At 70.3% G+C, this 23,086-nt stretch carries 23 protein-coding genes and 1 pseudogene; 10 read left to right on the top strand and 14 right to left on the bottom strand.

All coding sequences use genetic code 11. The features are described 5' to 3' along the window. Positions 1–46: 46 nt before the first annotated feature. A complete protein-coding gene (gene map, locus ACSEEN_RS09435; RefSeq protein WP_440713023.1) occupies positions 47–910 on the top strand; it encodes a type I methionyl aminopeptidase in 864 nt (287 codons plus the stop codon). A 4-nt stretch (positions 911–914) separates the two neighbouring features. Here map and ACSEEN_RS09430 read toward each other — a convergent pair whose 3' ends face one another. From ACSEEN_RS09430 to ACSEEN_RS09420, 3 genes are all read right to left on the bottom strand, one after another. Then, positions 915–1,217 (bottom strand): hypothetical protein, encoded by a 303-nt coding sequence (locus ACSEEN_RS09430; protein WP_247867554.1) that lies wholly within the window; start codon positions 1,215–1,217, stop codon positions 915–917. Further along, on the bottom strand, positions 1,214–1,804 hold the full coding sequence (locus tag ACSEEN_RS09425; protein ID WP_440713022.1) for a recombinase family protein: 591 nt from the start codon (positions 1,802–1,804) through the stop codon (positions 1,214–1,216). Before ACSEEN_RS09425 ends, ACSEEN_RS09430 begins: the two co-directional genes overlap by 4 nt. A gap of 179 nt (positions 1,805–1,983) precedes the next feature. Further along, on the bottom strand, positions 1,984–2,898 hold the full coding sequence (locus ACSEEN_RS09420; RefSeq protein ID WP_440713021.1) for an alpha/beta fold hydrolase: 915 nt from the start codon (positions 2,896–2,898) through the stop codon (positions 1,984–1,986). Between the two features lie 103 nt (positions 2,899–3,001). Here ACSEEN_RS09420 and ACSEEN_RS09415 point away from each other — a divergent pair, with 103 nt between their 5' ends. Continuing rightward, positions 3,002–4,030 (top strand): fused (3R)-hydroxyacyl-ACP dehydratase subunits HadA/HadB, encoded by a 1,029-nt coding sequence (locus tag ACSEEN_RS09415; RefSeq protein WP_440713020.1) that lies wholly within the window; start codon positions 3,002–3,004, stop codon positions 4,028–4,030. A 42-nt stretch (positions 4,031–4,072) separates the two neighbouring features. Here ACSEEN_RS09415 and ACSEEN_RS09410 read toward each other — a convergent pair whose 3' ends face one another. The 4 genes from ACSEEN_RS09410 to ACSEEN_RS09395 form a co-directional block, all read right to left on the bottom strand. Beyond that, positions 4,073–4,987 carry a PPK2 family polyphosphate kinase gene (locus ACSEEN_RS09410; RefSeq protein ID WP_440713019.1) on the bottom strand — a complete coding sequence of 305 codons (915 nt, stop codon included), beginning with the start codon at positions 4,985–4,987 and terminating at the stop codon, positions 4,073–4,075. Between the two features lie 102 nt (positions 4,988–5,089). After that, the gene (locus ACSEEN_RS09405; RefSeq protein ID WP_440713018.1) at positions 5,090–6,823 is read right to left on the bottom strand and encodes a sigma-54-dependent Fis family transcriptional regulator; all 1,734 of its coding nucleotides are present in this window, start codon (positions 6,821–6,823) and stop codon (positions 5,090–5,092) included. Between the two features lie 163 nt (positions 6,824–6,986). Then, positions 6,987–8,051 (bottom strand): alpha/beta fold hydrolase, encoded by a 1,065-nt coding sequence (locus ACSEEN_RS09400; RefSeq protein WP_440713017.1) that lies wholly within the window; start codon positions 8,049–8,051, stop codon positions 6,987–6,989. 161 nt (positions 8,052–8,212) lie between these two features. Next, a complete protein-coding gene (locus ACSEEN_RS09395) occupies positions 8,213–9,862 on the bottom strand; it encodes a flavin-containing monooxygenase (protein ID WP_440713016.1) in 1,650 nt (549 codons plus the stop codon). A gap of 156 nt (positions 9,863–10,018) precedes the next feature. Between ACSEEN_RS09395 and ACSEEN_RS09390 the strand changes: the two genes are divergently transcribed. Then, the gene (locus ACSEEN_RS09390; protein ID WP_440713015.1) at positions 10,019–11,566 is read left to right on the top strand and encodes an acyl-CoA synthetase; all 1,548 of its coding nucleotides are present in this window, start codon (positions 10,019–10,021) and stop codon (positions 11,564–11,566) included. 10 nt (positions 11,567–11,576) lie between these two features. Here ACSEEN_RS09390 and ACSEEN_RS09385 read toward each other — a convergent pair whose 3' ends face one another. Beyond that, positions 11,577–12,374, bottom strand: coding sequence for an AraC family transcriptional regulator (locus ACSEEN_RS09385; protein ID WP_440713014.1), 798 nt, complete (start codon positions 12,372–12,374; stop codon positions 11,577–11,579). Between the two features lie 50 nt (positions 12,375–12,424). Here ACSEEN_RS09385 and ACSEEN_RS09380 point away from each other — a divergent pair, with 50 nt between their 5' ends. Beyond that, complete coding sequence (locus ACSEEN_RS09380; RefSeq protein ID WP_440713013.1) at positions 12,425–12,937, top strand: VOC family protein; 513 nt, start codon at positions 12,425–12,427, stop codon at positions 12,935–12,937. A gap of 22 nt (positions 12,938–12,959) precedes the next feature. Here ACSEEN_RS09380 and ACSEEN_RS09375 read toward each other — a convergent pair whose 3' ends face one another. Further along, positions 12,960–13,505 carry a YdeI/OmpD-associated family protein gene (locus ACSEEN_RS09375; protein ID WP_371307928.1) on the bottom strand — a complete coding sequence of 182 codons (546 nt, stop codon included), beginning with the start codon at positions 13,503–13,505 and terminating at the stop codon, positions 12,960–12,962. Positions 13,506–13,590: 85 nt separating this feature from the next. After that, a complete protein-coding gene (locus tag ACSEEN_RS09370; protein WP_247867575.1) occupies positions 13,591–14,763 on the bottom strand; it encodes an alkaline phosphatase family protein in 1,173 nt (390 codons plus the stop codon). A gap of 37 nt (positions 14,764–14,800) precedes the next feature. Between ACSEEN_RS09370 and ACSEEN_RS09365 the strand changes: the two genes are divergently transcribed. Together ACSEEN_RS09365 and thiD are read left to right on the top strand one after the other, a co-directional pair. Beyond that, positions 14,801–15,574: a YggS family pyridoxal phosphate-dependent enzyme gene (locus ACSEEN_RS09365; protein ID WP_247867578.1), complete on the top strand. Its 774-nt coding sequence runs from the start codon at positions 14,801–14,803 to the stop codon at positions 15,572–15,574. A gap of 45 nt (positions 15,575–15,619) precedes the next feature. Then, positions 15,620–16,444, top strand: a complete 825-nt coding sequence (thiD, locus tag ACSEEN_RS09360) for a bifunctional hydroxymethylpyrimidine kinase/phosphomethylpyrimidine kinase (protein ID WP_298441816.1) — start codon at positions 15,620–15,622, stop codon at positions 16,442–16,444. Between the two features lie 3 nt (positions 16,445–16,447). On the opposite strand, the gene ACSEEN_RS09355 is transcribed toward thiD, so the two are convergent. The 3 genes and pseudogenes from ACSEEN_RS09355 to ACSEEN_RS09345 all read right to left on the bottom strand — a co-directional run. Further along, entirely contained in the window at positions 16,448–16,852 is a 405-nt protein-coding gene (locus ACSEEN_RS09355; protein ID WP_247867582.1) for an NUDIX hydrolase, read from the bottom strand. Next, positions 16,849–17,232 carry a DUF488 domain-containing protein gene (locus ACSEEN_RS09350; RefSeq protein WP_247867985.1) on the bottom strand — a complete coding sequence of 128 codons (384 nt, stop codon included), beginning with the start codon at positions 17,230–17,232 and terminating at the stop codon, positions 16,849–16,851. The genes ACSEEN_RS09355 and ACSEEN_RS09350 overlap by 4 nt, the downstream gene beginning before the upstream one ends. A 21-nt stretch (positions 17,233–17,253) precedes the next feature. After that, positions 17,254–17,988 (bottom strand): annotated as a pseudogene (locus ACSEEN_RS09345) (uracil-DNA glycosylase); the annotation flags it as partial. A 44-nt stretch (positions 17,989–18,032) separates the two neighbouring features. Here ACSEEN_RS09345 and ACSEEN_RS09340 point away from each other — a divergent pair. Beyond that, on the top strand, positions 18,033–19,574 hold the full coding sequence (locus ACSEEN_RS09340) for an ATP-dependent DNA ligase (RefSeq protein WP_440713012.1): 1,542 nt from the start codon (positions 18,033–18,035) through the stop codon (positions 19,572–19,574). Positions 19,575–19,589: 15 nt separating this feature from the next. Here the strand turns inward: ACSEEN_RS09340 and ACSEEN_RS09335 are convergent, their stop codons facing one another. Then, entirely contained in the window at positions 19,590–20,399 is an 810-nt protein-coding gene (locus ACSEEN_RS09335) for an ABC transporter ATP-binding protein (protein WP_247867598.1), read from the bottom strand. A 77-nt stretch (positions 20,400–20,476) separates the two neighbouring features. Between ACSEEN_RS09335 and ACSEEN_RS09330 the strand changes: the two genes are divergently transcribed. From ACSEEN_RS09330 to ACSEEN_RS09320, 3 genes are read left to right on the top strand one after another with little or no spacing between them, the layout of a single operon-like run. Beyond that, positions 20,477–21,001: a M15 family metallopeptidase gene (locus ACSEEN_RS09330; RefSeq protein ID WP_440713036.1), complete on the top strand. Its 525-nt coding sequence runs from the start codon at positions 20,477–20,479 to the stop codon at positions 20,999–21,001. A 56-nt stretch (positions 21,002–21,057) separates the two neighbouring features. After that, positions 21,058–21,732 (top strand): hypothetical protein, encoded by a 675-nt coding sequence (locus tag ACSEEN_RS09325; RefSeq protein WP_366942185.1) that lies wholly within the window; start codon positions 21,058–21,060, stop codon positions 21,730–21,732. A 20-nt stretch (positions 21,733–21,752) separates the two neighbouring features. After that, entirely contained in the window at positions 21,753–22,754 is a 1,002-nt protein-coding gene (locus tag ACSEEN_RS09320; RefSeq protein ID WP_440713011.1) for a glutathione S-transferase family protein, read from the top strand. Positions 22,755–23,086 lie beyond the last annotated feature (332 nt).

Here is a 23,086-nt window from a genome sequence, read left to right as displayed (position 1 = left end):
GGGAGCGAATCGGAGCCTCCCGGCCGGGTCCGTAGACTGGGGAGCCATGACGGTTCGTGCACCCCTGACTCCCGGCGTGGTCTCGCCGACCCTGCCGGTTCCCGACGTGATCGCCCGCCCGGAGTACGTCTGGAAGGCGGAGGCGCAGGAGGGCCACGAGCCCTGGGTGCAGACCCCGGAGACCATCGAGAAGATGCGGGTGGCCGGGAAGATCGCGGCGAACGCGCTCGCCGAGGCCGGCCGTGCCGTCGCCCCCGGTGTGACGACCGATCAGCTCGACCGCATCGCGCACGACTACATGATCGACCACGGCGCCTATCCGTCGACGCTCGGCTACCGCGGCTTCCCCAAGTCGTGCTGCACCTCGCTCAACGAAGTGATCTGCCACGGCATCCCCGACTCCACCGTCATCCAGGACGGCGACATCGTGAACATCGACGTCACCGCCTACATCGACGGCGTGCACGGTGACACCAACGCCACCTTCCTGGCCGGTGACGTGAGCCAGGAGCACCGCGACCTGGTCGAGCGCACCCGCATCGCCACCGAGCGCGCCATCAAGGCCGTCAAGCCGGGCCGCGAGCTCAACGTGATCGGCCGCGTGATCGAGGCCTACGCGAGCCGCTTCGGCTATCACGTGGTCCGCGACTTCACCGGTCACGGCATCGGCGAGACCTTCCACAACGGTCTGATCGTCCTGCACTACGACGAGCCGTCGGTCGACACCGTCATCGAGCCGGGCATGGTCTTCACCATCGAGCCGATGATCAACCTCGGCGCCCTCGACTGGGAGCAGTGGGACGACGACTGGACCGTCGTCACCGTCGACCGCAAATGGACCGCGCAGTTCGAGCACACGCTGGTCGTCACCGACACCGGCGCCGAGATCCTCACGCTGCCCGACGCCTGACCGGTCAGTTCCGGTTCTGGCGCAGGAAGCCGTACAGTCCGGCGCGGTAGCCCCGCAGGTGACTGGGTTCGTCGGCATCCGGGTCCGGGGCCTGCGCGAGCGTCGTCGACGCGTAATGCCGGGCCCACGGAACGGGCAGCGCGTCGAGGTCGGCGAGGGAGTCCTCGAAGCCCTTCTGAAACAGGTCCGGGTCCAGGCAGTCGTCCAGTTCCGGGTCGATCAGCGGGAACGACGTGGGCAGGCGGGTGACCGTGCCGTACTCGGTGACGATGTCGAGTTCCCCGAAGCCGGGGTCGTGGGCGGTCATCGCTGTGCCCGCCGTTGCGCGAGACTCCGGTAGACGGTCGCCCGGCTGACGCCCAGCCGCGCGGCGATCTCCGGCACGCGCAGCCCGGCCACGCGCATCCGCTCGGCGGCGGCCACCTGGGTGTCGTCGAGGGCACGTGGGCGCCCGACCGCCGAGTCCACACGCCCGCCGCCGGTGCCGGGCCGGGTCGTGGCGGCCTCGTCGTCGAGCTCGGCCAGCGAGGCCAGCACGCCGACGATCGTCGAACCGGTGGGATCGGCGGTGTCCAGGCCCTCGCGCAGGGAGCGCAGCCCGATCCGGCGGCGGGTGAGTTCGCGGGCACTGGCCAGCACCTCGGGCGTGGTGCGCCCGAGCCGGTCGAGACCGATGATGACGGTGGTGTCGCCGGGACGCGCGTAGTCGAGGAGCGCGGTCCAGCCCGGACGTTCCACCGCCTCGTGCGCTTCGGTCTTGTCGGTGTAGATCCGCGCGGGCTCGATGCCGGCATCGGTCAGGGCGTCGATCTGCGCTTCGAGGCCGGGCGATCCGGTCCCGGTGCGGGCGTACCCGAGCCGGAACGCGGAGGCGCTCTCCTGGTCGATGGTCATGGCAGAAGAATCTATCGCAAAAGTGTCGCGAATCTGTGGGTAGGGTCGCAGAATGTAGTAAGACAGCTGAGACTGAAGGGCGGCGAACTGCGGATATATCGGTGATTCAAGGCATGAACAACGACACGCCCGGGCTGTCGCAGAAAATTATGAGACTGTCGCGAAATGGGTGAGACGAATCAGGTGGTGGCGGTGTCGAAGTGGTCGGTGAGCTCACCGACGATCCGGTCCCACAGCGGCTCGGGCAGATCGTGCGCCATGCCGTCGATCATGGCGAGTCGTGCTCCGGGGACCTCGCGAGTGATTGCGCGGGCGCCGGACGGCCGCATCAGCTTGTCGTGCGTGCCGTGCAGCACCAGGGTGGGCGCGGCGGTCCGCCGGTTGTAGCCGACGAGCGATCCGGTGCCCAGGATGGCCGCGAACTGGCGCAGCATGCCGGCCGGGTAGTAACTGCGGTCGAAGTACTCGGCCGAGTGCAGGCGGGCCACCGCGGGATCCTGCGGGTAGACGGGACTGCCGATGACGGCGCGCACCCGCGTCGTGTGCTCGATGATCTCGTCGCGGCCGGCCCCCTTGGGCGGGGGCGTGATGAGCGCCTTCATCTGCCGGGCGCCGGGCGGCGGCAGGAAGGCCTTGTTGTTGCTCGACATCACGATGGTCGCCGTTCGCGTCCGGTCGGCGTGCCTGGCCGCGAAGATCTGGGTGATCATGCCGCCCATCGAGGCGCCGACGATGTGGGCGCGGTCGATGCCGAGGTGGTCGAGCACGGCGCGGGCGTCGTCGGCCATGGCCGGCAGGCGGTACGGCGCCCCGGGCACCGGGAGACCGGCGAACGTGCGGCCGAGCTTCACCGGAAGCGGGGGACCACCGACGCGGGCGCCGTCGAGTTTGCCGCTGAGGCCGATGTCGCGGTTGTCGAAGCGGATCACCCGGTAGCCCGCGCCGGCGATCAGCCGGCAGAACTCCTCGCGCCAGAACACCATCTGGGCCCCGAGTCCCATGATCAGCAGCACTGGCGGGTCGGCGGGGTCGCCGAACTCGTCGTAATACAGCTCGATGTCGCCCGACGGCGCGGTACCGGATCGTGTGGTCATGAAGCCATCGTGGCACGGCCGACGACGAGCGTGAGTTCGCCCGGTACTACGATTTCGTAGGTTGCCTGCCTTTCGGGGGCCGGCCCGGGAACTGGGAGAATCGATGACCACGTCGGAGAACACCGCGCTGATCGAGCGCGTCGGCCACTACTACGTGATGGAGCACGAGTACCAGGTCGGGCGCGAGAAGGTTCGCGAGTACGCCCGCGCGGTGCAGGACTACCACCCGGTGCACTGGGACGAGGCGGCCGCGGCCGGCCTCGGCTACTCGGGCCTGGTGGCTCCGCTGACGTTCACGTCGATCCCGGCGATGGCCGCCAACCAGAAGCTGATGCAAGAAGTGGTGGTCGGTTACGAGACCTACGTGCAGACCGAGCAGGTCTTCGAGCAGTACCGCCCGATCGTCGTCGGCGACGTGCTGCGCACCGACGTCGAGCTCTCCTCCGTGCGGCGGATCGCCGGCAAGGACATGATCACCATCACCAACACCTTCGTCGACCAGCACGGGGAGACCGTGCACCGCATGCACACCACCGTCGTCGGCGTCTCGGCCGACGAGGTGGATCCGGGCATCTCCGCGGCCGTCGCCAAGGTGATGATGCACGACGTCGACATCCTCTCGGTGGAGGATGCGGCGGCCGACTACGTCAAGACCGTCCGGGAAGGGGAGGCGCCCGCCGATTCGACCGCTGGGGCCACCCGCGCCGTCGGGTCGCGGAACTTCGACGAACTGGCCAAGGGCGACCTGCTGCCCGAGCATCACACCGGGCTCTCCCGCGGCGACCTGGTGAACTACGCGGGCGTCTCCGGCGACGCCAATCCGATCCACTGGGACGAGTCCATCGCCAAGCTGGCCGGCCTGCCCGATGTGATCGCCCACGGCATGCTGACCATGGGCCTGGGTGCGGGCGTGATCTCCGCGTGGTCGGGTGATCCGGGCGCGGTCCGCCGCTTCGCCGTGCGCCTGTCCGCCCCGGCGATCGTGCCGGCCGACGGCCGCGGTGACATCGCGTACGGCGGCAAGGTCAAGTCGCTCGACCCCGAGACGCGCAGCGGCACGGTGATCCTCACCGCCAAGGCCAACGACAAGAAGATCTTCGGCATGGCGACCCTGGATCTGCGCTTCTCCTGATCGGCGGCCCCGCCCGGACTGCGGCCCCGCCCGATCGGCGGCTCAGCCCTCCTCGTCCGCGGCGAGAGCCGGCACCTGCCTGAGCAACTCGGCCCGGTAGCCGGACAGGCTCGCCCTCTCTTGTTCGGAGACGGCCGGGTACGCCGGGTTCAGCCCGGACAGGGCTTCGAGCAACACGGCGAACGTCGACAGGTGGCTCGCCCACTTGTGGTCGGCCGGGATCACATGCCACGGCGCGTACTCGGTGCTCGTACGGCTGAGCATCTCGCTGAACGCCTTCTGGTACTCCGGCCACAGAGCGCGCTCGGCCATGTCGGTGGCCGAGAACTTCCAGTTCTTGTCCGGGCGGTCGATGCGTTCCAGGAACCGGAGGCCCTGCTCCTCGTAGGAGACGTTGAGGAACAGCTTGACGACGGTGGTGCCGTTGTCGGTCAGGTATCGCTCCCAGTCGTTGATGTCCCGGTACCGCCGCTTCCAGAGGCCCTTGCGGTGCAGGGTCGCCGACTCCGGCCACAGCATCTCCGGGTGCACGCGCGTGACCAGCACGTTCTCATAGTGCGACCGGTTGAAGATGCCGATGCGGCCGAGTTCGGGTGTCACCAGCTGGTGCCGCCACAGGTAGCCGTGGGCGCGGTCCTGCGCGGACGGCGCCTTGAAGCTGTGGACGTCCACGCCCTCCGGATTCACGCCGGACATGACGTGCTTGATGGTGCTGTCCTTGCCCGCCGCGTCGATCGCCTGCAGCACGATCAGCAGTGAGCGATCGGCCTGCGCGTAGAACCTGTCCTGCAGCGCGAAGAGCTGCGTCTTGGCCTCCTCCAGCTGAGCGAGACCGTCGGCCTTCTTCAGGCCCTTCGGCTTGTCGCCCGTGTCGAAGTCCCGCGCGAGATCGACCGTGCTGCCCGGCTCGACCAGGGTGCGCCCCGCCAGCTTCTTCCAATTGACCGTTGCGGTCATGATGTCCTCCCTGATGAATGGATGCCTTCTCAGAGTGCCCGAACCGCGGCGCGCGGGTGCGTGGACCGGGCACGTGCCTCGGCGAGCGGCCGGTCGTCGCGCCTACAGGTGGATGCCGTAGACGTCGATCTTGCGGTACAGCGACGACCGGGCGATCCCCAGCGCCCGCGCGGCCTTCGTCCGGTTGCCGCCGTATTCGCGCAGGGCCTCGACGATGGTGTCCCGTTCGGCGGTCTCCAGGGAGGTCATCACCCGCTTGGGCGCGGAGTGGACCGAGGGCGGCAGGTCGTTCTCGGTGAGCGGGCCGGTCAGGTTGACGCGCAGCGCGTGCCGCAGCACCGTCACCAGTTCGGCGACGTTGCCGGGCCACGGGTACTTCTTGAGCGCGCGCAGCAGACCTTCGGTGAAGGCCGGCGCGCGATTCGGGGCCAGTTGGTGGGCGTGCATGCGGACGATCTCGGGAATGTCGTCGGGGTGATGCCGGAGCGCGGGGAGCTCGACGGTCATCGCGAAGCACTGGACCAGCGCGGATTCCAGGAGCGCGTCACCGCCCGGCCGCGCGGTGCCGACGATCCATCGTGCCGGATAGCGGTGCTGGTCGGCGGAGACCAGCGCGGCGATCTCGGCGTCGTCGTCCGGGGCGAGGGCGTCGATCCGCCGGAGCACTACGCTGGGGGCGCTGGAGGCGATCGCCGCGCGCACCTCGGTGACGACGGCGGGGGACGAGCAGTCGACCATCGCACAGACCGCCTGCGGATTCTTGTTGAGCTGCGCACCCCGGGCCAGGGTGGCACGACCGGCGCCGTCCTCGCCGATCAGCAGGGTGTTGGTGCCCTCCGCGGCGAGCTGCGACACCCGGGCGCGGCAGCGCGACCACTGCGGGGAACCGCCCACCGAACCGGGCAGGGCGGGGGCGCGGCCGCTCATGGCGCGCGCCGGGGTGCGAACCGCGGCGGGGGCGTGTTCCACCTCGAGGACCACTCCGGCCGACTCGCCGCCCTCCTCGATGAGGGTGCGCTTCACCTCGATCACCTGCCCGGACGGCAGGGTCAGGGTGAACTGGCGCAGCCGCGACGGCACCAGCATCGACTGCGCTTCCTCGCGGAGGAAGGCCTCGTCGATCGGGTCGAGCAGTGGGGTTCCGGCGGTGTTCGACATGAAGACGCCGCAGCTCAGCGAGTAGACCGCGGTGGTGCGGCGGCGGCAGGCGGCAACGAAGGCGTCGAGCACGGCGAGTTGCTTGGCCGAGCCGCTGGAACTGAGGGCGCTCTCGATGTCGCGGGCCGCCGACACCACGAGCTGCCGCATCATCGGGTTGGCGTGCCCGGTCTGGCAGCTGATGTCGATGATGCCCTCCAGCCGACCGGTCACCGGGTCGTGGACGGGGGCGCCCGCGCAGGTGAAGCAGCGGATCCCGGCGTTGAAGTGCTGGGTGCCGTCGATGTAGACGGGCATCCCCGTCTCGATGGCGGTGCCGACGCCGTTGGTGCCGACCGAGGCCTCGGAGTAGTCGAAACCGGGGGCGAAGCAGGCGCGGTCGAGCAGATCGCCGAGCCGTCCGTCGGCGTCGCGGCGCAGCATCACCCGGGCGTGCTCGTCGGTCAGCGCGATGCTCAGCGGCATGCCCGACAGGTCGGTGTGCAACTGATCGAGCACCGGGGACGCGCACTGGACCAGGCGCCGCTGGAAGTCGAGATCGGTGACGTACTCGATCTGCGTGATGGTCCGGTCCGGGGCGAGACCGGCCTCCCGCGATCGCCGCCACGACTGCTCGATGTATCTGGGCAGACCGATCGGGCTGGTCGCCTCACGACGATCGATACGGGTCGCGGTCATGTCGAATGCCTCCTCGGCTCCGGTTCCAGGGTTCGCGCAGAAGGAGAGTTATGTCGGTCGCACTCGCCGCCGATGGCCGATCGGGCGCCGATCCCGTCCGATCGGACGCCTCGCCCCCTGTCCGAACGGACAGCGGACGAGGCGTCGTCCATTCGGGGCGGACTCAGACCTCGGCGGCCAGCAGCTCGCCCAGGTGGGCGTCCACCTGCTCCATGTACGTCGGTGCGACGCCGAAGAGCCCGAGGTGGCCGAGGACGTCGTTGATGACGCGGAACTCGGCGTTCGGGATCAGGTCGGCCTCGGCCCGGCAGTCGGCCGGCGGGAACAGCTGATCGAGGTCGATCGGCAGGACGAAGACCTTGGCGGTGATCCGGCCGAGCGCTGCCGCCAGGTCGCCACCGGTGTGCCGCGCGACGTCGCCGCGCTGCCACGCCCAGGCCTGGGTGAGCAGGTCGTTGGGGTCCATCGCGGTGAAGACCGGCTCCAGGAAGCCCGCCAGGAACTCCTCCTTGTTCTGGAATTCGAGTGCCTTGTACACCTCCAGCTTCCAGAAGTCGCTGGACAGGCCCTTGATGGCCCAGATGTGCGACATGCGCTTGAGGCCGTCGAAGACGTCGGCGTTCGACGCGTACTCGCCGCCGTTCCAGCCCGGGTCGGACGTCATCTGTTCGCAGACCACCTGGGCGATCAGGTAGTCGTCCGGGGTGTTCTGCGCGGTGCCGGCGATCGGGGCCGCCCGCAGCACCTTCTCGGGGAATCGCACCGCCCACTCGTACGTCTGCTGGGCGCCCATCGATCCGCCGACCACCAGGGCCAGCGTGTCGATGCCGTAGTGCTCGCGCAGCAGGCGCTCCTGCGCCACCACGTCGTCGCCGATCCGGACGTGCGGGAACTTCGACATCGATAGCCCGGCGTTCGCGCCGTCGGCGTTGTGCGGCGAGGTCGACAGGCCGCTGCCGATCTGGTTGACGACGATGATGAAGTACTTCTCCGGGTTGAGCGCGTGCTCCGGGCCGATGTACACGTCCCGCCAGGTGACGTGCGTTCCGGAGAACCAGGTCGGGATCAGGATCGCGTTGTCCTTGGCCTCGTTGAGGGTGCCGTAGGTGGCGACGGCCAGTTCGCAGTCGGGGATCACCCCGCCTTCCTCGAGGGCCAGTTCACCGATGCTGATCAGGTCGTACTCGCCCTGGAATTCGGGCGTGTAGAAGGGGTTGTCGATGGCCATTGCTGGGGGTCTCCTTGGGGTCGATGTTTCGGGGATGACGTGGCGGACGCCGGGCCCGGCCGCCGGGCGGATCGGATGTGTTCCCGCTCACCATTGTGGCTCGGTGGCGGCCGGCGGCGTCTCGGATCGAGACGTTCGTGCGGCGGGCGGGCCGTGGGCGGTCAGGCGAAGCGGAAGCCGGGGTAGCCCCGGTCGGCGTTCTCGTCGGTGCGCTGCCGGAAATCGGCGGCACCCAGGTACGACAGGACGCGGCCGCGCGGTTTGCCCTCGACGTTCGCGCCGTTGTACCAGGAGTCGGTCTTGGCGATGAGGGTCGCCTGGGTCACCTCGTCGTGGTGCTGCACCCAGGCCTCCTCGCCTTCCAGCGTCGGTTCGACGACGCGGTGACCGTTCTCCTGCATGTGACCGATCAGACGGGAGATCCACTCGGTCTGCTGCTGGAGGCAGGTCGGCATGTTGCACAGGGCGGCCGACGGCGCGAGCGGGATGCCGGTGGTCAGCAGGTTCGGGTAGCCGTGCACCATGAAGCCCATGGTCGACCGGATCTCCCGGTTCCAGTCGTCGGCGAGCGACCGGCCGCCGCGGCCCTTCGGATCTAGCCGGGACAGTGCGCCGCTGCCGGCGTCGAACCCGGTCGCCATGATGATGACGTCCACCTCGTGCAGGGTGCCGTCCGCGAGCTCGATGCCCTCGGGCACGATCCGCGTGATCGGGTTGTTCCGCACGCCGATCGCCTCGACGTTGGGGCGGTGGAACACCTCGTAGTAGCCGCGCTCCAGCGGGACGCGATGGGTGCCGAAGCCGAAGTCCTCGGGCTTCGGGACCAGCAGGTCGATCAGCTTCGGGTCGCGCAGCCGCGCCCCGATCTTGGCGCGCACGAAGTCCGAGACCGCCGCGCTGACGTCGGGATCGACGAACATCGACAGGTACGACGCGATCCACAGCTTCAGCGAGCCGTCGTTGTAGCACTCTTCCAGCAGCTCGCGGCGCTCCTCCTCGGTGCGCTCGGCCCACTCCTTGGTGGTGTAGTCGTACTCGAAGCCGACCACGGTGGTCTTGACGGTGTCGCGCAGGTGCTCGAACTTGTCGTGGTAGGCCTGCACATCGGCCGTGGTGTAGTCGGGATTCTTCATCGGCAGGGTGAACTGCGGGGTTCGGACGAACACCTTGAGCAGTTCCACGTCCGGCGCGATGGTCTGGATCACCTGGATACCGGTCGCGCCGGTGCCGATCACCGCCACGCGCTTGTTGAGCAGCTGGACGCCGTCCCGCGGCCAGCGGGAGGTGTGGAAGATCTCGCCGAGGAAGGTGTCCTGGCCCTCGAACATGCTGGTCAGCGGCGCCGACAGCATGCCCGCGCACGACACCAGGAACCGCGTGTCGATGGTCTGGCCGTGGTCGGTGGTGACCGTCCAGCGGCCGGTCACCTCGTCGAACTCGGCGCTGGTGATCCGGGTGCTGAAGTCGAAGTCGTCGCGGACGCCGAGCTTGTCGGTGGCGTAGTGGAACCAGTCCTCGATCTCCGACTGGTCCGGGAACTTCTTGCTCCAGCTCCAGCCCTTGTAGAGGTCTTCGTCGAACATGTACTGGTAGATGTAACCCTCCGAGTCGAAGCGGGCGCCCGGGTACCGGTTCCAGTACCAGGTGCCGCCGACGTCGGAGGCCTCCTCGTAGCCGTGGACGTTCAGGCCGAGCTTCTTCAGCTGATAGACCTGGTACAGGCCGGCCACGCCGGCGCCGATCACCAGGGCGTCGAGGGTCTTGGTGGTTTCGCCGGATTCGGTGTCCGGGCGGACGTCCGTGACAGTCATGTGTTTTACCTCTCTGTGGCTGTGGTTCAACTCACTGACACCTAGTGTTGTGGTGCATAGCACGTTGTGGACGTCTCACTTTCGGACGCTTCTCACCGGCCGATCGACGCGCCGGTGCCCGGGGCGGACGGTCCTCGACCGTAAGGAGGAAAGACCATGTCAGAAGCACTTTCCGCGCTCGTCCCGGATGTCGCCCGGGCCCGGGCGGACACCGTGGACGGGATCGTCGCGCGGAGCGCCGCCCGGCACGGCGACCGGGTCGCGCTGCGCTTCGCGGACCGGGAGCTGACGTACGCCGCACTCGACGACGCCGTCTCCCGCGCCGCCGCGCGGATGCTCGCCCTGGGACTGACCGCCGGTGACCGCATTGCCGCCTACGGCACCAACTCCGACGCCTATGTGATCGGCTATCTGGCCGCCGCCCGCGCGGGGCTGATCCACGTGCCGATCAACTACGCGCTGACCGGCGAGGAACTGAGCTACCTGCTCGTCCAGTCCGGCGCGCGGGCCGTGCTCGTCGACCCGGCGCTGCGAGAGACCTTCGACGCGATCGCGGCGCGGACGCCCGTCGAGCAGGTGGTCGCGCTGCGCGACACCGACGACTCGCTGCTCACTCTGGCGAGCGGCGGCGACGTCCCCGAGCTCGACCCGGGGGCGGCCGACACCGACATCGTGCAGCTGCTCTACACCTCGGGCACCACGTCCAAGCCCAAGGGCGCGATGATGACGCACAGTGCGCTCATCCACGAGTACACCTCGTGCATCGTCGGACTCGATCTCGCCGCCGACGACAACCCGCTGATCTGCATGCCGCTCTACCACTCGGCCGGCATGCACGTGTTCATGCTTCCGTACCTGTCGGTGGGGGCGACGGTGACGCTGCTCCCGGTGCCGGACATCGCGGAGATCCTGCGCGTGGTGGAGCGCGACCGGATCGGCTCGCTGTTCCTGGCGCCGACGGTGTGGGTGCCGCTCGCCGGTCACCCCGATCTGGACACCCGCGACCTGTCATCACTGACCAAGGCCCAGTACGGGGCGTCGATCATGCCGGTCACCGTGCTGAACCGGCTCCGCGAACGCTTCCCGGGACTGGGCTTCTACAACTGCTTCGGGCAGTCCGAGATCGGCCCGCTGGCCACCGTTCTGCGCCCGGAGGAGCACGCCGAGCGGCCGTCGTCGGCCGGGCGCCCGGCGCTGTTCGTGCAGACCAGGGTGGTCGACGCGGACGGTGTGGACGTCGCGGACGGGGAGCCGGGGGAGGTGCTGTACCGGTCGCCGCAGCTGTGCCTGGGGTACTGGGACAACCCGGACGCCACCCGGGAGGCGTTCCGCGACGGCTGGTTCCACTCCGGCGACCTGGTGACCCGCGATGGTGCGGGCTACCTGACGGTGGTCGACCGGATCAAGGACGTGATCAACACCGGCGGCATCCTGGTGGCCTCGCGCGAGGTCGAGGACGCGGTGTACACGCACGACGCGGTCGCCGAGGTCGCGGTGATCGGCACGCCGGACGAGAAGTGGATCGAAGCGATCACCGCGGTGGTCGTGCTGCGCGCCGGCGCCGCGGTGACCGAGGACGAGCTGATCGCGCACGTGAAGGCGCGGCTCGCGCCGTTCAAGGTGCCCAAGGCCGTGCGCTTCGCCGACTCGCTGCCGCGGAATCAGAGCGGCAAGCTGCTCAAGCGCGAACTGCGCGGCGGCTGACCGGAGTCCGTCACCGGGCGTCGCGCCGGTAGTCGTGGGGCGTCAGGTTCAGCACGGTGCGGAAGTCGGCGGCCAGATGGGCGTGATCGGCGTAGCCGAGATCGGCGGCGATCCGGGCGATGGTCAGCGCGGGCTCGTCGCGCAGCCGCTGCGCGGCCTCCTGCAATCGGTAGCGGCGGATCACCGCGAGCGGTGGCACGCCGAAACCGCGCCGGGCCAGCCGTTGCACGGCCCGCACCGTGAGCCCCATCCGGTCGGCGAGCTGGTCCACCCGGATGATCTCGCGGTCACCGGCGATCAGGTCCTCCATCGCGTTCGCGAGCAGGCCGGTGTCGTCGGGCCTCGCCAGGCCGGCGCGTACCCAGTCGGCGTACACCTCGGCCGCCCGCGACGGGCCGTCCTGCTCGTCGTGCATCGCGGCGACCACGGCGGCGTGCAGTTCCGCCGCCGGGAACGGGGTCTGGGTATCGCGGAGCGCCGCCGGATCGGCGGCGGGGGAGACGTCGCGCAGGGCGAGCAGCCCGGCGGGGCGCAGCAGCGCGCCGACCGCCCACCCGCGCCCGGTCAGATCCCGGTACGACACGCCCGTCGCCGGACCGACCAGCGCCACTCCCTCGGGTTCGATCACCAGGTTCGACGCCGGGAACGGCAGTATCTCCTGGCGTGAGACCTCGCCGGCCGGCAGGTCCCAGCGGGGTATCCAGAACCAGCGGATCCGGTCGCGCAGGTCGTCCGGTGCGATCAGCCGGCGCAGCGACGGCAACCGCGCCGGATAGAGGACACCGCGTCCGTCGTCGAGATCTGCCACGGTCGCGAATCTACAAGCCCGGTGACCGGGAGCGGCCGTACGGTCGAGGCATGGAAACCCAGAACGCATCAGTACCCGTCCCCACCCGCGGCGTCACCGGGGAACACACCACGGCGGGAGTCCCGCACGGCTTCACCTCGCTGACGCCGTTCCTGGCGATTCCCGACACCGCGGCCGCGCTCGACTTCTACCAGCGCGTATTCGGGGCGCGGCTGGTGGCGTCCACCGAGTTCGACGGCGTGATCTCGCACGCCGAACTCGACTTCGGGAACGGCCGGCTCCAGCTCGGCGTCCCGTCACCCGAGTACCAGCTTGTGCCGCCGCCCACCGACGGCGTCTGCTATTCGCTGGCGCTCTACTGCGAGGACGCCGACGCGGTGGCCGAGCGAGCGGTCGCGGCCGGGGCGACGCTGCGCGAGCCGGCGATGCACTTCGTCTCCGGCGACCGGTTCGCGTCCCTGCTCGATCCGTACGGCATCCGGTGGAACGTGATGTCCCGCGTCGAGGACCTCTCCGAGGAAGAGAGCGCCCGCCGCGTCGCCGAGTGGGCCGCGCAGCAGTAGGCGGATCGCCGCCCGGCCGGCGCTACTCGCTGCTCGGTAGGACACCGCTTCGGGCGACCGCCGGGTCGGTGCATGAGGAGAGATCGAAGCAGCAGGGGCGGCGTTTGCCGTGGCGCAGCTTGTCGATCCCGACGCGGATGCGCTTCTCCCGGGTCGCCGGATTCTTCGTCGCCCCGATCCAGCGCACCCATTCCCAGCGCGCCATCGGTGTGATGGCGGCCCAGATTTCGGCGATGTCCGGGGCATCGGCCAGCGCGGCCTGGAAGTCGTCCGGAATCTCGGGTTCCGGCCAGTCCTTGGTCGGGGTGAGTTCGACGCGGAGGGTATCGCCCGTCGCGGCGTCCACCGCCTCGAGCAGCGGCGGGTCCAACCGGATCCAGTGGCCCTTCTTCCCGTCGGGCTCGACGACGGTGCCGAATCCGTGGCCGTCGAGGGTGCCGGTCGCCGCCACCTGGCCGCGGGACGGCAGCTGGGCGCTTGCCGCTGCGGGCAGGCGCAGGATCGTCCGATCGTTGACCGACTCCACCGGGGCGGTGAAGTCGACGGTCACGGCGGTTTTCGCGGGCATGGGGCTCCTCGGCGGTCGGTGCAGGTCTCCAGCCTAGGATCTCGCTAGCGAATCTGGACGGCGCTGGCGAATCTGGACGGACGGGTCAACCGGCGGCGACGATCAGCGGCACCAGCAGCTCGGCCGCGGTCCAGCCGCCGTGGTGACCCGGCATCCGGGTCTCGATCGGTTCGGCGAGGCTCCTGGTCAGCAGCACGTCCCGCCGCCCGACCGCGACCACGTCGCCGATCCGGTCGGCCACGTGCGTCGCCATCGCGGGCCCGAACCAGCCCTCGTCGATCACCTGCTCGCGGGAGGCGATGTGGGCGTCGCCGTCGAGCAGGGCCGCCCAGGCGGCGAGGACGTCCCGGGCGGCACCGGGCTCCGCGTAGACGTGCCGCACGCGCGCCTCACCACCCAGCGCGACCGTGCCCTCGGTGAACTCGGTGTCGGTGTCGAGATCGATCCGCCGGCCCGCCGAGATCATCCCGTGGTCACCGGTGGCCACCAGCGTCGCCCCGGCCGGGAGCAGTGCGATCACCTCCCGCACCAGCGAGTCGACCAGTCGCAGCCGCTCCCGCCATTCCGGTGTGCCCGGTCCCCATTTGTGTCCGGCGGCGTCGAGTTCCGGTACGTACGCGTAGATCAGCCGCGGCCCCCGATCGCCCTCGGCGAGCAGATCCCGCAGGTGGCCCAGCACCGCCTCCGGCGACGACCCATCGCGGTAGTCGGCGGGACTGCCGTACGCGGCGCGCGTCAGACCGGAGCCGCGGAACGCCCCGGGCAGGACCGCCACCACGTCGGCGCCGCCCTGGGCGAGTTCGTCGAACGCGCTCGGCATCGGCTGCACGACGGCCGGCGGAAAGAGCCGCGATGCGTCGGGCCCGTCGGCGGTGTCGAGCGTCCAGCGCAGTGCGTTGAGGGTGTGCCGCGCGGCCGATTCCAGGTCGCGGGGCGCGAAGCTGTAGCCGATGATCCCGTGCTCGCCGGCGCACAGTCCGGTGCCGAGACTGGTGAGACTGGTGGCCGTGGTCGACGGGAAGCCCGCCCGCAGAGTCGTCGTCCGGTGCCGGCTCAGAGTCGGTGCGAACACCGAATGCTCTTGCAGCAGAACCTCACCCAGCCCGTCGATCAGCAGCACGACTACCGTGTGCCCGGCCGGCACGGTGAGCGGCGCCAGGTCACCGAAGCCGAGCGCCGTCGACACCGACGTCGTGAAGTCGGCGAGGGTGGGGCCGTCGTTCCAGGTGTCCGGGGGCAGCTCGTCCAGGGGTCCCATGTCTGTCGACGCTACGTCGTCGCCGGACAATGGGGGCATGGAACGTGACGTGAACGAGCAGTCCGCCAGGTACCCGGCCGCGACGACGGTGGCGGAGTTCCGCGCGAATCTCGCCGCCGTCCGGGCGCGGATCGACGCGGCGGCCCTCGGCGCCGGGCGCGATCCCGCGGAAGTGAGGCTGCTGCCGGTGTCCAAGACGGTGCCCGCGGAGCGGTTGCGAGCGGCGGTCGAGGCCGGATGCCGCGAGCTGGGCGAGAACAAGGTGCAGGAGGCCCGGCGGAAGTCCGAGGAACTGGCGGATCTGGGTGTCGCGTGGTCGGTGATCGGGCACCTGCAGACCAACAAGGCTAAGGACGTGGCGGCGTTCGCCGCCGAGTTCCAGGCGCTGGACAGCCTGCGGGTCGCGCAGGCGCTCGACCGGCGGCTGCAGGCCCACGGCCGGGCGCTGGACGTGCTGGTCCAGGTCAACACCTCGGCGGAGGAACAGAAGTACGGGCTCGAACCGGCGCAGGTGCCCGCGTTCCTCGCCGAGCTGCCTCGCTACGAGACGCTGCGGGTCCGCGGCTTCATGACCCTGGCGCTGTTCACCGACGACACCGAGCGCGTCCGCGAGTGCTTCCGCACGCTGCGCGAGGTGCGCGACCGGGCTCGCGACACCGACCCGGACCTGATCGGCCCGGGTGAACTGTCGATGGGCATGTCCGGCGACTTCGACGTCGCGGTCGCCGAGGGTGCCACGTGTGTGCGCGTCGGTCAGGCGATCTTCGGGGCGCGGGCGCTGCCCGACAGCCACTACTGGCCGGGTTCGTGAGACGCCGCCACCATCGCGCACCGGGGCGGAAGTACGCTCGTAGCCGTGGTTGAGCTCGCCTATGTCATCGCCGGATCCGAAGCGACCGGCGGCGCCGGTCTCCAAGCGGATCTGAAGACCTTCCAGGAACTCGGCGTCTACGGCGTCGGCACCGTCACCTGCATCGTCTCCTTCGACCCGAAGAACGGGTGGGGGCACCGCTTCGTACCGGTCGATCCGGAGGTGATCGCCGACCAGATCGAGGCCGCGACCGCCGCGCACGACCTCGACGTGGTGAAGGTCGGCATGCTCGGCACTCCGGCCACGATCGACGTCGTCGCGCGGGCGCTGCGCGGCCAGTCGTGGCGGCACGTCGTCCTGGACCCGGTGCTGATCTGCAAGGGCCAGGAGCCCGGCGCCGCGCTGGACACCGACACCGCCCTGCGCGAGCAGATCCTGCCGCTCGCGACGGTCGTCACCCCGAACCTGTTCGAAGCCCGCACCCTGTCCGGGATGGACGTCATCGAGACGCCGGAGCAGCTGGTGGAGGCGGCGCGGCGGATCGGCGACCTGGGGCCGCGGTACGTGGTCGCCAAGGGCGGCGTCGACCTGCCCGGACCCGACGCGATCGATGTGCTGTACGACGGCGAGGAGGCGGTCGTCTTCGCGGCACCGAAGATCGGCGACGAGCGTGTCTCGGGTGCGGGCTGCACTCTCGCCGCCGCGATCACCGCGGAACTGGCCAAGGGCGCGTCGGTGGCGAGCGCCGTCGAGTTCGCGAAGGAGTTCGTGACCGCGGGCATCGAGGGCCGGGTCGCCGCGAACACCCCGTTCGACACGGTGTGGCAGGGCGCCTACGTGGAGCAGCTGACGCTCGACGACGACCTCTGACGGTCATCCCTCCGGCGGGATGATCCCGGCGCCGCGGAGGTAGCCGAGCAGTCCGGTGGACAGGGGCAGCGTCTCGAGCTGGTCCGGCGCCACCCAGCGGGCGTCGTCGGCGTCGTCGCCGCTGCGCAGTTCCCCGCCGAGCACGGTGGCGGCGAAGTCGTGGACCTCGTACCGGCTGTCGTCGCCGAACGGCACGATGGCCGTCCACAGCTCGTCGCCGACCCGGACGTCCAGACCGGTCTCCTCGCGGACCTCCCGGACCGCGGCCTGCGCGGGCGTCTCACCGGGTTCCACACGGCCACCGGGCACCGACCAGTGGCCCTTCTCCGGTTCGTGCCCGCGCTTGACCAGCAGGACGCGGCCGTCGTCGTCGACCAGGACGGCGCTCGCCGCCACCACGGTCTTCACGCCGTCGATGAGGTGCCTCCGGTGAGGAGTCGCCGCAACACCGCGGCTTCGCTGATCCCGGGCTCCTTGGTGGCGGTCAGCAGGGTCAACGGACCGGCCGCGGCCAACTTGCGCAGCTGGGCGAGCGCCACCGACTGCTCGCCGCCGGCGTCCAGCTCGGCGGTGTAGCGGGCCCGGAACTCGTCGAATTTCGCCGGGTCGTGCCCGTACCATTTGCGCAATTCGGTCGACGGCGCCACGGTCTTGCACCACTCGTCGAGATGGGCGCGGTCCTTGCTGACGCCGCGCGGCCACAGACGGTCGACCAGCACACGCGCGCCGTCATCGGGATCGGGCTCGTCGTAGATCCGGCGGATCCGGACGATCGGGGTCGCGGTCATCGGTATCTCTCCTTCGTCTCGTCCGGCGAGCTGCTGGGCGCGCCGCAGCACCTCCTCGAGCATGCCCGGCGTGAGGCGCCCGGTGAAGGTGTTGTGCTGACTGACGTGGAAGCAGCCGAGCACGGTCAGTGTTCGGCCATCGCGGTGATGCACGGTGACCTGCGCGCCGTGCCCGAAGGCGGGCCGGGGTCTGGGCACCGTCCACCCCGATTCGGTGAGCACCGCGAACAGCGCCTGCCAGCCGAACGCGCCGAGCACGACGGCCACCCGGAGCGTCGGCGCCAGGAGTTCCAGTTCGCGGGCCAGGAACGGAGCGCAGGTACGACGCTCCGCCGGGGTGGGCTTGTTCTCCGGCGGGGCGCACCGGACGGGCGACGAGATCCGCGCGCCGAGCAACTCCAGACCGTCGTCGGCCGCCCACGCGGTCGCCCGGTTCGCCAGGCCGACGGCGTGCATGGCGGCGAACAGGAAGTCGCCGCTGCGGTCGCCGGTGAACATCCGGCCGGTGCGATTGGCGCCGTGCGCGGCCGGCGCCAGCCCGACGATCAGGATCGACGCGTCGGCCGGGCCGAAGCCGGGAACCGCTCGGCCCCAATAGGTTTCGTCGGCGAACGCGGCCCGCTTGACGCGGGCCACCTCCTCCCGCCAGTCGACGAGTCGCGGGCAGGCGGCACAGGTCGTGATGAGTCGGTCCAGGTCGGCGATGGTCGACGTGGCGGCCGCCCGCTGCGGCGCTGCGCTGTCGAGGGAAGCCATCGCTTCACCGTAGCCCGCCGGGCGGGCACACTAGGCTGGCGGTCATGATCGAGGGGCCGGTGGCGACATCGCTCGGGGAGCTCGTGGACGCCGCCGCGCGGACCGCTGCGACCCGGTCTCGGACGGTGAAGATCGAGGTGCTGGCCGGGCTGTTGTCGCGGCTCGCCGAGGCCGAGATCCCGGTCGCCGTGGGCCTGCTGCTCGGCAGCCCGGTGCAGGGCCGGCTCGGTGTCGGATGGCGCAGCGTGGCCGGCGTCCGGCCGGCTCCGGCCGCCGCGTCGTCGCTGACGCTCGGCGACGTCGACGCCGCGTTCACCCGGCTCGCCGGCGCGGTCGGCGCCGGATCCACGACGGTCCGCCGCGAGACCCTAAGCGGACTGCTCGGCCGGGCGACCGCCGGCGAACAGGACTTCCTGGTCCGGGTGATCACCGGGGAGGTCCGGACCGGCGCGCTCGCCGGGGTCCTCACCGATGCGGCGGCGGTGGCCGCCGGGCAGCGCAAGGACCTCCTGCGCCGCGCCGCCATGCTGTCCGGCGACCTCGGCACGACCGCCGCGCGGGCCCTCGCCGGGGACGACCTGAGCACCATCGGCCTGACACCCGGCATCCCGGTCGCACCGATGCTGGCCGCGTCGGCGCCGGATGTGGCGGAGGCCCTCGCGGTCACCGGGCCCGCGTCGGTCGAGCACAAGCTCGACGGCGCCCGCCTGCAAGTGCATCGCGTCGGCGGTGAGGTGCGCGCGTTCACGCGCAGTCTGGCGGAGGTGACCGAGCGCGTCCCGGAGGTCGTCGAGTTGGTCGCCGGCTTCCCCGGCGGTGACCTGGTCCTCGACGGGGAGACGCTGACGCTCGACGCCGACGGCCGGGCGCGGCCGTTCCAGGACACCATGAGCCGGTTCGGCGGCACCGTCGACGCCGCCCTCTCGGTCTCGTTCTTCGACGTCCTCTACGCAGACGGGCGCAGCCTGATCGACGAACCGCTGCGCGTCCGGCGCGAGGTGCTCGCCTCGATCGCCGGTCCCGCGGTGATCGGCGGCGGCCTCGCCGCGCCGGGCGAGGGCGCGGGCCACCTGCTCGACGAGGCACTCGCCGCCGGACACGAAGGGGTGATGGTCAAGTCGCTCGATGCGCCCTACGCGGCCGGGCGGCGCGGCGCCCACTGGATCAAGGTGAAGCCGGTCTACACCTACGACCTGGTGGTGCTCGCCGTCGAACGCGGTTCCGGCCGCCGCACCGGCTGGCTGTCGAACCTGCACCTCGGGGCGCGCGACCCCGACGGGCGCTTCGGTGAGCCGGGCGGCTTCGTCATGGTCGGCAAGACGTTCAAGGGCCTCACCGACGAGACCCTGCGCTGGCAGACCGAGTTCTTCCCGACCATCGCCACCGGCGACGACGGCTACGTGCTGCACGTCGACCCGGTCGTCGTGGTCGAGATCGCCATCGACGGCGTGCAGCGCTCCACGCGCTATCCGGGCGGCGTGGCGCTGCGGTTCGCGCGCGTCAAGCGCTACCGCATCGGCGACGACGCCAAACCCGCCGCCGACGCCGACACCATCGACACCCTCCGCGCGCTGCTGCGCGAGTGATCCCGGGCCGGGGGATCAGACCGCGCGGGCCTGCCAGCGGCCGTCGTGCCGGGAGATCTCGATCGGGTAGTCGAAGGCGGCGCTGACGTTCTCGGTGGTGAGGACGTCGGCGGCGTCGCCGGCCGCGAGCAGCCGGCCGTCGCCGATCAGCATCGCGTGCGTCGTGCTGACCGGTAGTTCCTCCAGATGATGCGTCACCAGCACGGTCGCGAGGTCCGGGTGGGTGTGGTGCAGGTCGTCGACCGTGCGCAGGAAACGCTCGCGGGCGGCGACGTCGAGCCCGGTGGTGGGCTCGTCGAGCAGCAGGATCTCCGGGTCGGGGAGCAGCGCGCGGGCGATCAGCGCCCGGCCGCGCTCGCCCTGCGAGAGGTTCGGCCACACCGCGTCGCGGATCGGGCGCAGCCCGAGCGCGGTGATCAGTTCCTCGGCGCGGGCGAGGACCGCAGGTTCGGGCGACCAGCGGGGGACCAGGTCGTTGCTGCCCGTCTCCCCGGTCAGTACCACCTCGAACACCGTCAGCGGCGACGACAACGGGTGCCGCGGATTCACGTGGCCGATCGAGTGCTTCAGCGCGCGGAGGTCGACGGTGCCGAGCCGATGCCCGAGCACCGTCGCCGTGCCGCGGGTCGGGTGCGCGGTCGCGCCGCAGATACTCAGGATGGTGCTCTTGCCCGCGCCGTTCGGGCCGATCAGCGCCCAGTGCTCACCGGCGCGCACCGTGAACGACACCTCGCGGAGAATCGGCCGGCCGCTCCGCACGAAGTCGACGGCGTCGAACTCGAGGACCGGTGCGGGCGGAGCGGAAGAAAGGGAATCGGTGCTCACCCGTCCACCGTATCGACCGGCCGCACTGGCAAGATGGAGGGATCGGGCCGACGGTGAAAGGGCAGCACATGCGCGCGATGCTTCATGGACGACGAGCGGCGTTCGCGCTGTTCACGGCGCTGGCGGTGGCGGGGACAGCGGTCTCGGTACCGTCGGCGGCCGAGGCCGCGCCGCCGAAGGCCGGTGCGAACGTGCTCGGCATCCCGCTGGCCCCCGGCACCGCGGGCCTCACCCCGCGGCTCGCCGTCGGCTACTCCCTGGCCGCCAACGACGCGCACGCGGCGGGCGTGCCCCTGTACATCAACTCCGGCAAGCGCAGCCGCGCCGAACAGGAACGACTGTGGCGCGACGGGCTGCGGACCTACGGCAGCCCGGGCGCGGCACGCCGCTGGGTGCTGCCGCCGGGCGAGTCGACGCACGTCACCGGCGAGGCCGTCGACGTGGCGCCGCGGGCCGGGGCCGCCTGGCTGCAGCGCAACGGCTACCGCTACGGACTCTGCCGCCCGTTCGGCAACGAATGGTGGCACTTCGAGTCGCTGACCTTCCCGGGCACCGCGTGCCCACCGCGGATCCCGGACGCCTCCCACCGCTCGGGGCGCTGACCAGCGGGTTCCGGCGATGTTTCGCCAATCGGCCAGGAATGGGTAAGGATATATCGGTGCCTGAGTATGTGTCGTACGAAGAGTTCGGCCGTAACTTCTTCGAAGTCGCGGTGACCGAAGACCGTATCGGGGCCGCCTTTTCCGCGATCGCCGGCGAAGAGTTTCAGGTGGGGCCGCTGCCCGCCGGACCCGCGGGTGTCGTCAAGGTGATCGCCGACGTGCGGATCGCCGAACCGGAGATCACCCGCGACGTCGGCGAGCTGATCACCTTCACCGTCCGGCTGCCGCTGGCCATCGGGCTGCTGATCGACCTCAAGCTGGACCGCATCCGGTACGACGTCGACGGCCTGATCACGCTGCCGCTGACCGTCCGCTGCGCCAAGCCCCTGGAACTGCGCATCGAGGTCGACCCGCCGGCTCCGCGCGACGTCTTCGTCGACGTCGCCTCCCGCAACATGCGCGGCGAGATCATCCGCAACCTGGCCCAGGTCGACGCCGAGATCCGGCGGGTGATCGCCAAGACCGTCGCCGAGGAGATCGACAAGCCGGAGGTGCGCAAGGCGCGCTACATCGACGTCGCCGCCGAACTCGCCCGGGCGCTCGAAGGCCCCGTCGACGATGAAGCGGCCGCCCTCGCGGAGGTTCGCGAACCGCTGGAGCACGCGATCGATGAGGTGAGCCGCGAGGACACCGAGGCGCTGGAAGTGAGCGATCCGAACGCCGGCGCCTGAGTCGATGGAACACTGGGTTCATGACGAACTCGGACTCGACAGACAACGATCAGCAGGCGAGCTATGTCACGGCGGAGCGGCCGTTCGAGCGGGACACCCGCTATATCGAAACCCGGATCACCCGTGACGGCCGCGACGGCTATCCGGTAGAACCGGGCCGCTACCGGCTCGTCGTCTCCTACGCCTGCCCGTGGGCCAACCGGGCGATCATCGTCCGCCGCCTCCTCGGTCTGGAGCGGGCGATCTCGATGGGGGTCTGCGGACCCACGCACGACAAGCGATCGTGGACCTTCGACCTCGACCCCGGCGGCGTCGATCCGGTATTGGGCATCCCGCGCCTGCAAGACGCCTATTTCGCGCGGATCCCCGGCTACGAGAAGGGCATCACGGTCCCGGCGATCGTCGACGAGCGCAGCGGGGCCGTCGTCACCAACGACTTCCCGCGGATCACCCTCGACTTCGAGACCGAGTGGGTCGACTATCACCGCCCCGGCGCCCCACTGCTGTATCCGGAGGAGCTGCGCGAGGAGATCGACGAGGTCAACGCGTTGGTGTACCGGGACGTCAACAACGGCGTGTACCGGTGCGGCTTCGCCGGATCGCAGGAGTCGTACGACGCCGCCTACGACCGGCTCTTCAACCGCCTGGACTGGCTGTCCGAACGCCTCGCGACGCAGCGCTACCTGGTCGGCGACACCATCACCGAGGCCGACATCCGGCTGTTCACCACCCTGGCCCGCTTCGATCCCGTCTACCACGGTCACTTCAAGTGCAACCGGCAGAAACTGTCCGAGATGCCGATCCTCTGGGCCTACGCGCGCGACCTGTTCCAGACACCCGGCTTCGGCGACTGCACCAATTTCGACCACATCAAGCGCCACTACTACCAGGTGCACCGCGACGTGAACCCCTCGGGCATCGTGCCGAAGGGGCCGGATCTGGCGAACTGGCTCATGCCGCACGGGCGCGAGATGCTGGGCGGTCGCCCGTTTGGCGATGGAGAGCCACCTGCACCGCTCTGAGTCCTGCCAGCCGACGATCAATGTGCCGGCCACTGGTCCTCGGCATGACGCCCAGCGCGTACTCGCCGCGCTGCTTCCGAATGATGCGCCCGCGTCGGCGCTCCCAGCGCAGAGCATCGGAGATTGCCTTGGAGGGTCGCCCCGCGAACGAGAATCCCTCGACTTCCGCTGCTGCGATCAATTCGGAGATCGTCGTCGGAGATCGCTGTCGCAGTTCGCCGATGACCCAGTGCCGTAGATCTGTTCCCCGCAGTGTGATGCCCATGCCGGGATGTTGCCAGCAGCCTCCGACAGTCTGGTGTCCTCCGGCAGGCGGCCCGCGACGCGACTCA

Origin of the sequence: Gordonia marina (genome assembly GCF_052036135.1) — a bacterium.
In the GTDB taxonomy this organism is placed as follows: Bacteria; Actinomycetota; Actinomycetes; order Mycobacteriales; family Mycobacteriaceae; genus Gordonia.
This window is presented reverse-complemented; position numbering and strand designations above follow the sequence as displayed.

Coding starts and splice junctions, on each gene's coding strand:
- ACSEEN_RS09410 (WP_440713019.1), bottom strand. CDS start 4,987: ATGACCGCAACGGTCAATTGGAAGAAGCTGGCGGGGCGCACCCTGGTC.
- ACSEEN_RS09375 (WP_371307928.1), bottom strand. CDS start 13,505: ATGCCCGCGAAAACCGCCGTGACCGTCGACTTCACCGCCCCGGTGGAG.
- ACSEEN_RS09415 (WP_440713020.1), top strand. CDS start 3,002: ATGACCACGTCGGAGAACACCGCGCTGATCGAGCGCGTCGGCCACTAC.
- ACSEEN_RS09400 (WP_440713017.1), bottom strand. CDS start 8,051: ATGGCCATCGACAACCCCTTCTACACGCCCGAATTCCAGGGCGAGTAC.
- ACSEEN_RS09350 (WP_247867985.1), bottom strand. CDS start 17,232: ATGACCGCGACCCCGATCGTCCGGATCCGCCGGATCTACGACGAGCCC.
- ACSEEN_RS09320 (WP_440713011.1), top strand. CDS start 21,753: ATGACGAACTCGGACTCGACAGACAACGATCAGCAGGCGAGCTATGTC.
- ACSEEN_RS09330 (WP_440713036.1), top strand. CDS start 20,477: ATGCTTCATGGACGACGAGCGGCGTTCGCGCTGTTCACGGCGCTGGCG.
- ACSEEN_RS09395 (WP_440713016.1), bottom strand. CDS start 9,862: ATGACTGTCACGGACGTCCGCCCGGACACCGAATCCGGCGAAACCACC.
- ACSEEN_RS09425 (WP_440713022.1), bottom strand. CDS start 1,804: ATGACCATCGACCAGGAGAGCGCCTCCGCGTTCCGGCTCGGGTACGCC.
- map (WP_440713023.1), top strand. CDS start 47: ATGACGGTTCGTGCACCCCTGACTCCCGGCGTGGTCTCGCCGACCCTG.
- ACSEEN_RS09390 (WP_440713015.1), top strand. CDS start 10,019: ATGTCAGAAGCACTTTCCGCGCTCGTCCCGGATGTCGCCCGGGCCCGG.
- ACSEEN_RS09405 (WP_440713018.1), bottom strand. CDS start 6,823: ATGACCGCGACCCGTATCGATCGTCGTGAGGCGACCAGCCCGATCGGT.
- ACSEEN_RS09365 (WP_247867578.1), top strand. CDS start 14,801: ATGGAACGTGACGTGAACGAGCAGTCCGCCAGGTACCCGGCCGCGACG.
- ACSEEN_RS09370 (WP_247867575.1), bottom strand. CDS start 14,763: ATGGGACCCCTGGACGAGCTGCCCCCGGACACCTGGAACGACGGCCCC.
- ACSEEN_RS09340 (WP_440713012.1), top strand. CDS start 18,033: ATGATCGAGGGGCCGGTGGCGACATCGCTCGGGGAGCTCGTGGACGCC.
- ACSEEN_RS09420 (WP_440713021.1), bottom strand. CDS start 2,898: ATGACCACACGATCCGGTACCGCGCCGTCGGGCGACATCGAGCTGTAT.
- ACSEEN_RS09380 (WP_440713013.1), top strand. CDS start 12,425: ATGGAAACCCAGAACGCATCAGTACCCGTCCCCACCCGCGGCGTCACC.
- ACSEEN_RS09430 (WP_247867554.1), bottom strand. CDS start 1,217: ATGACCGCCCACGACCCCGGCTTCGGGGAACTCGACATCGTCACCGAG.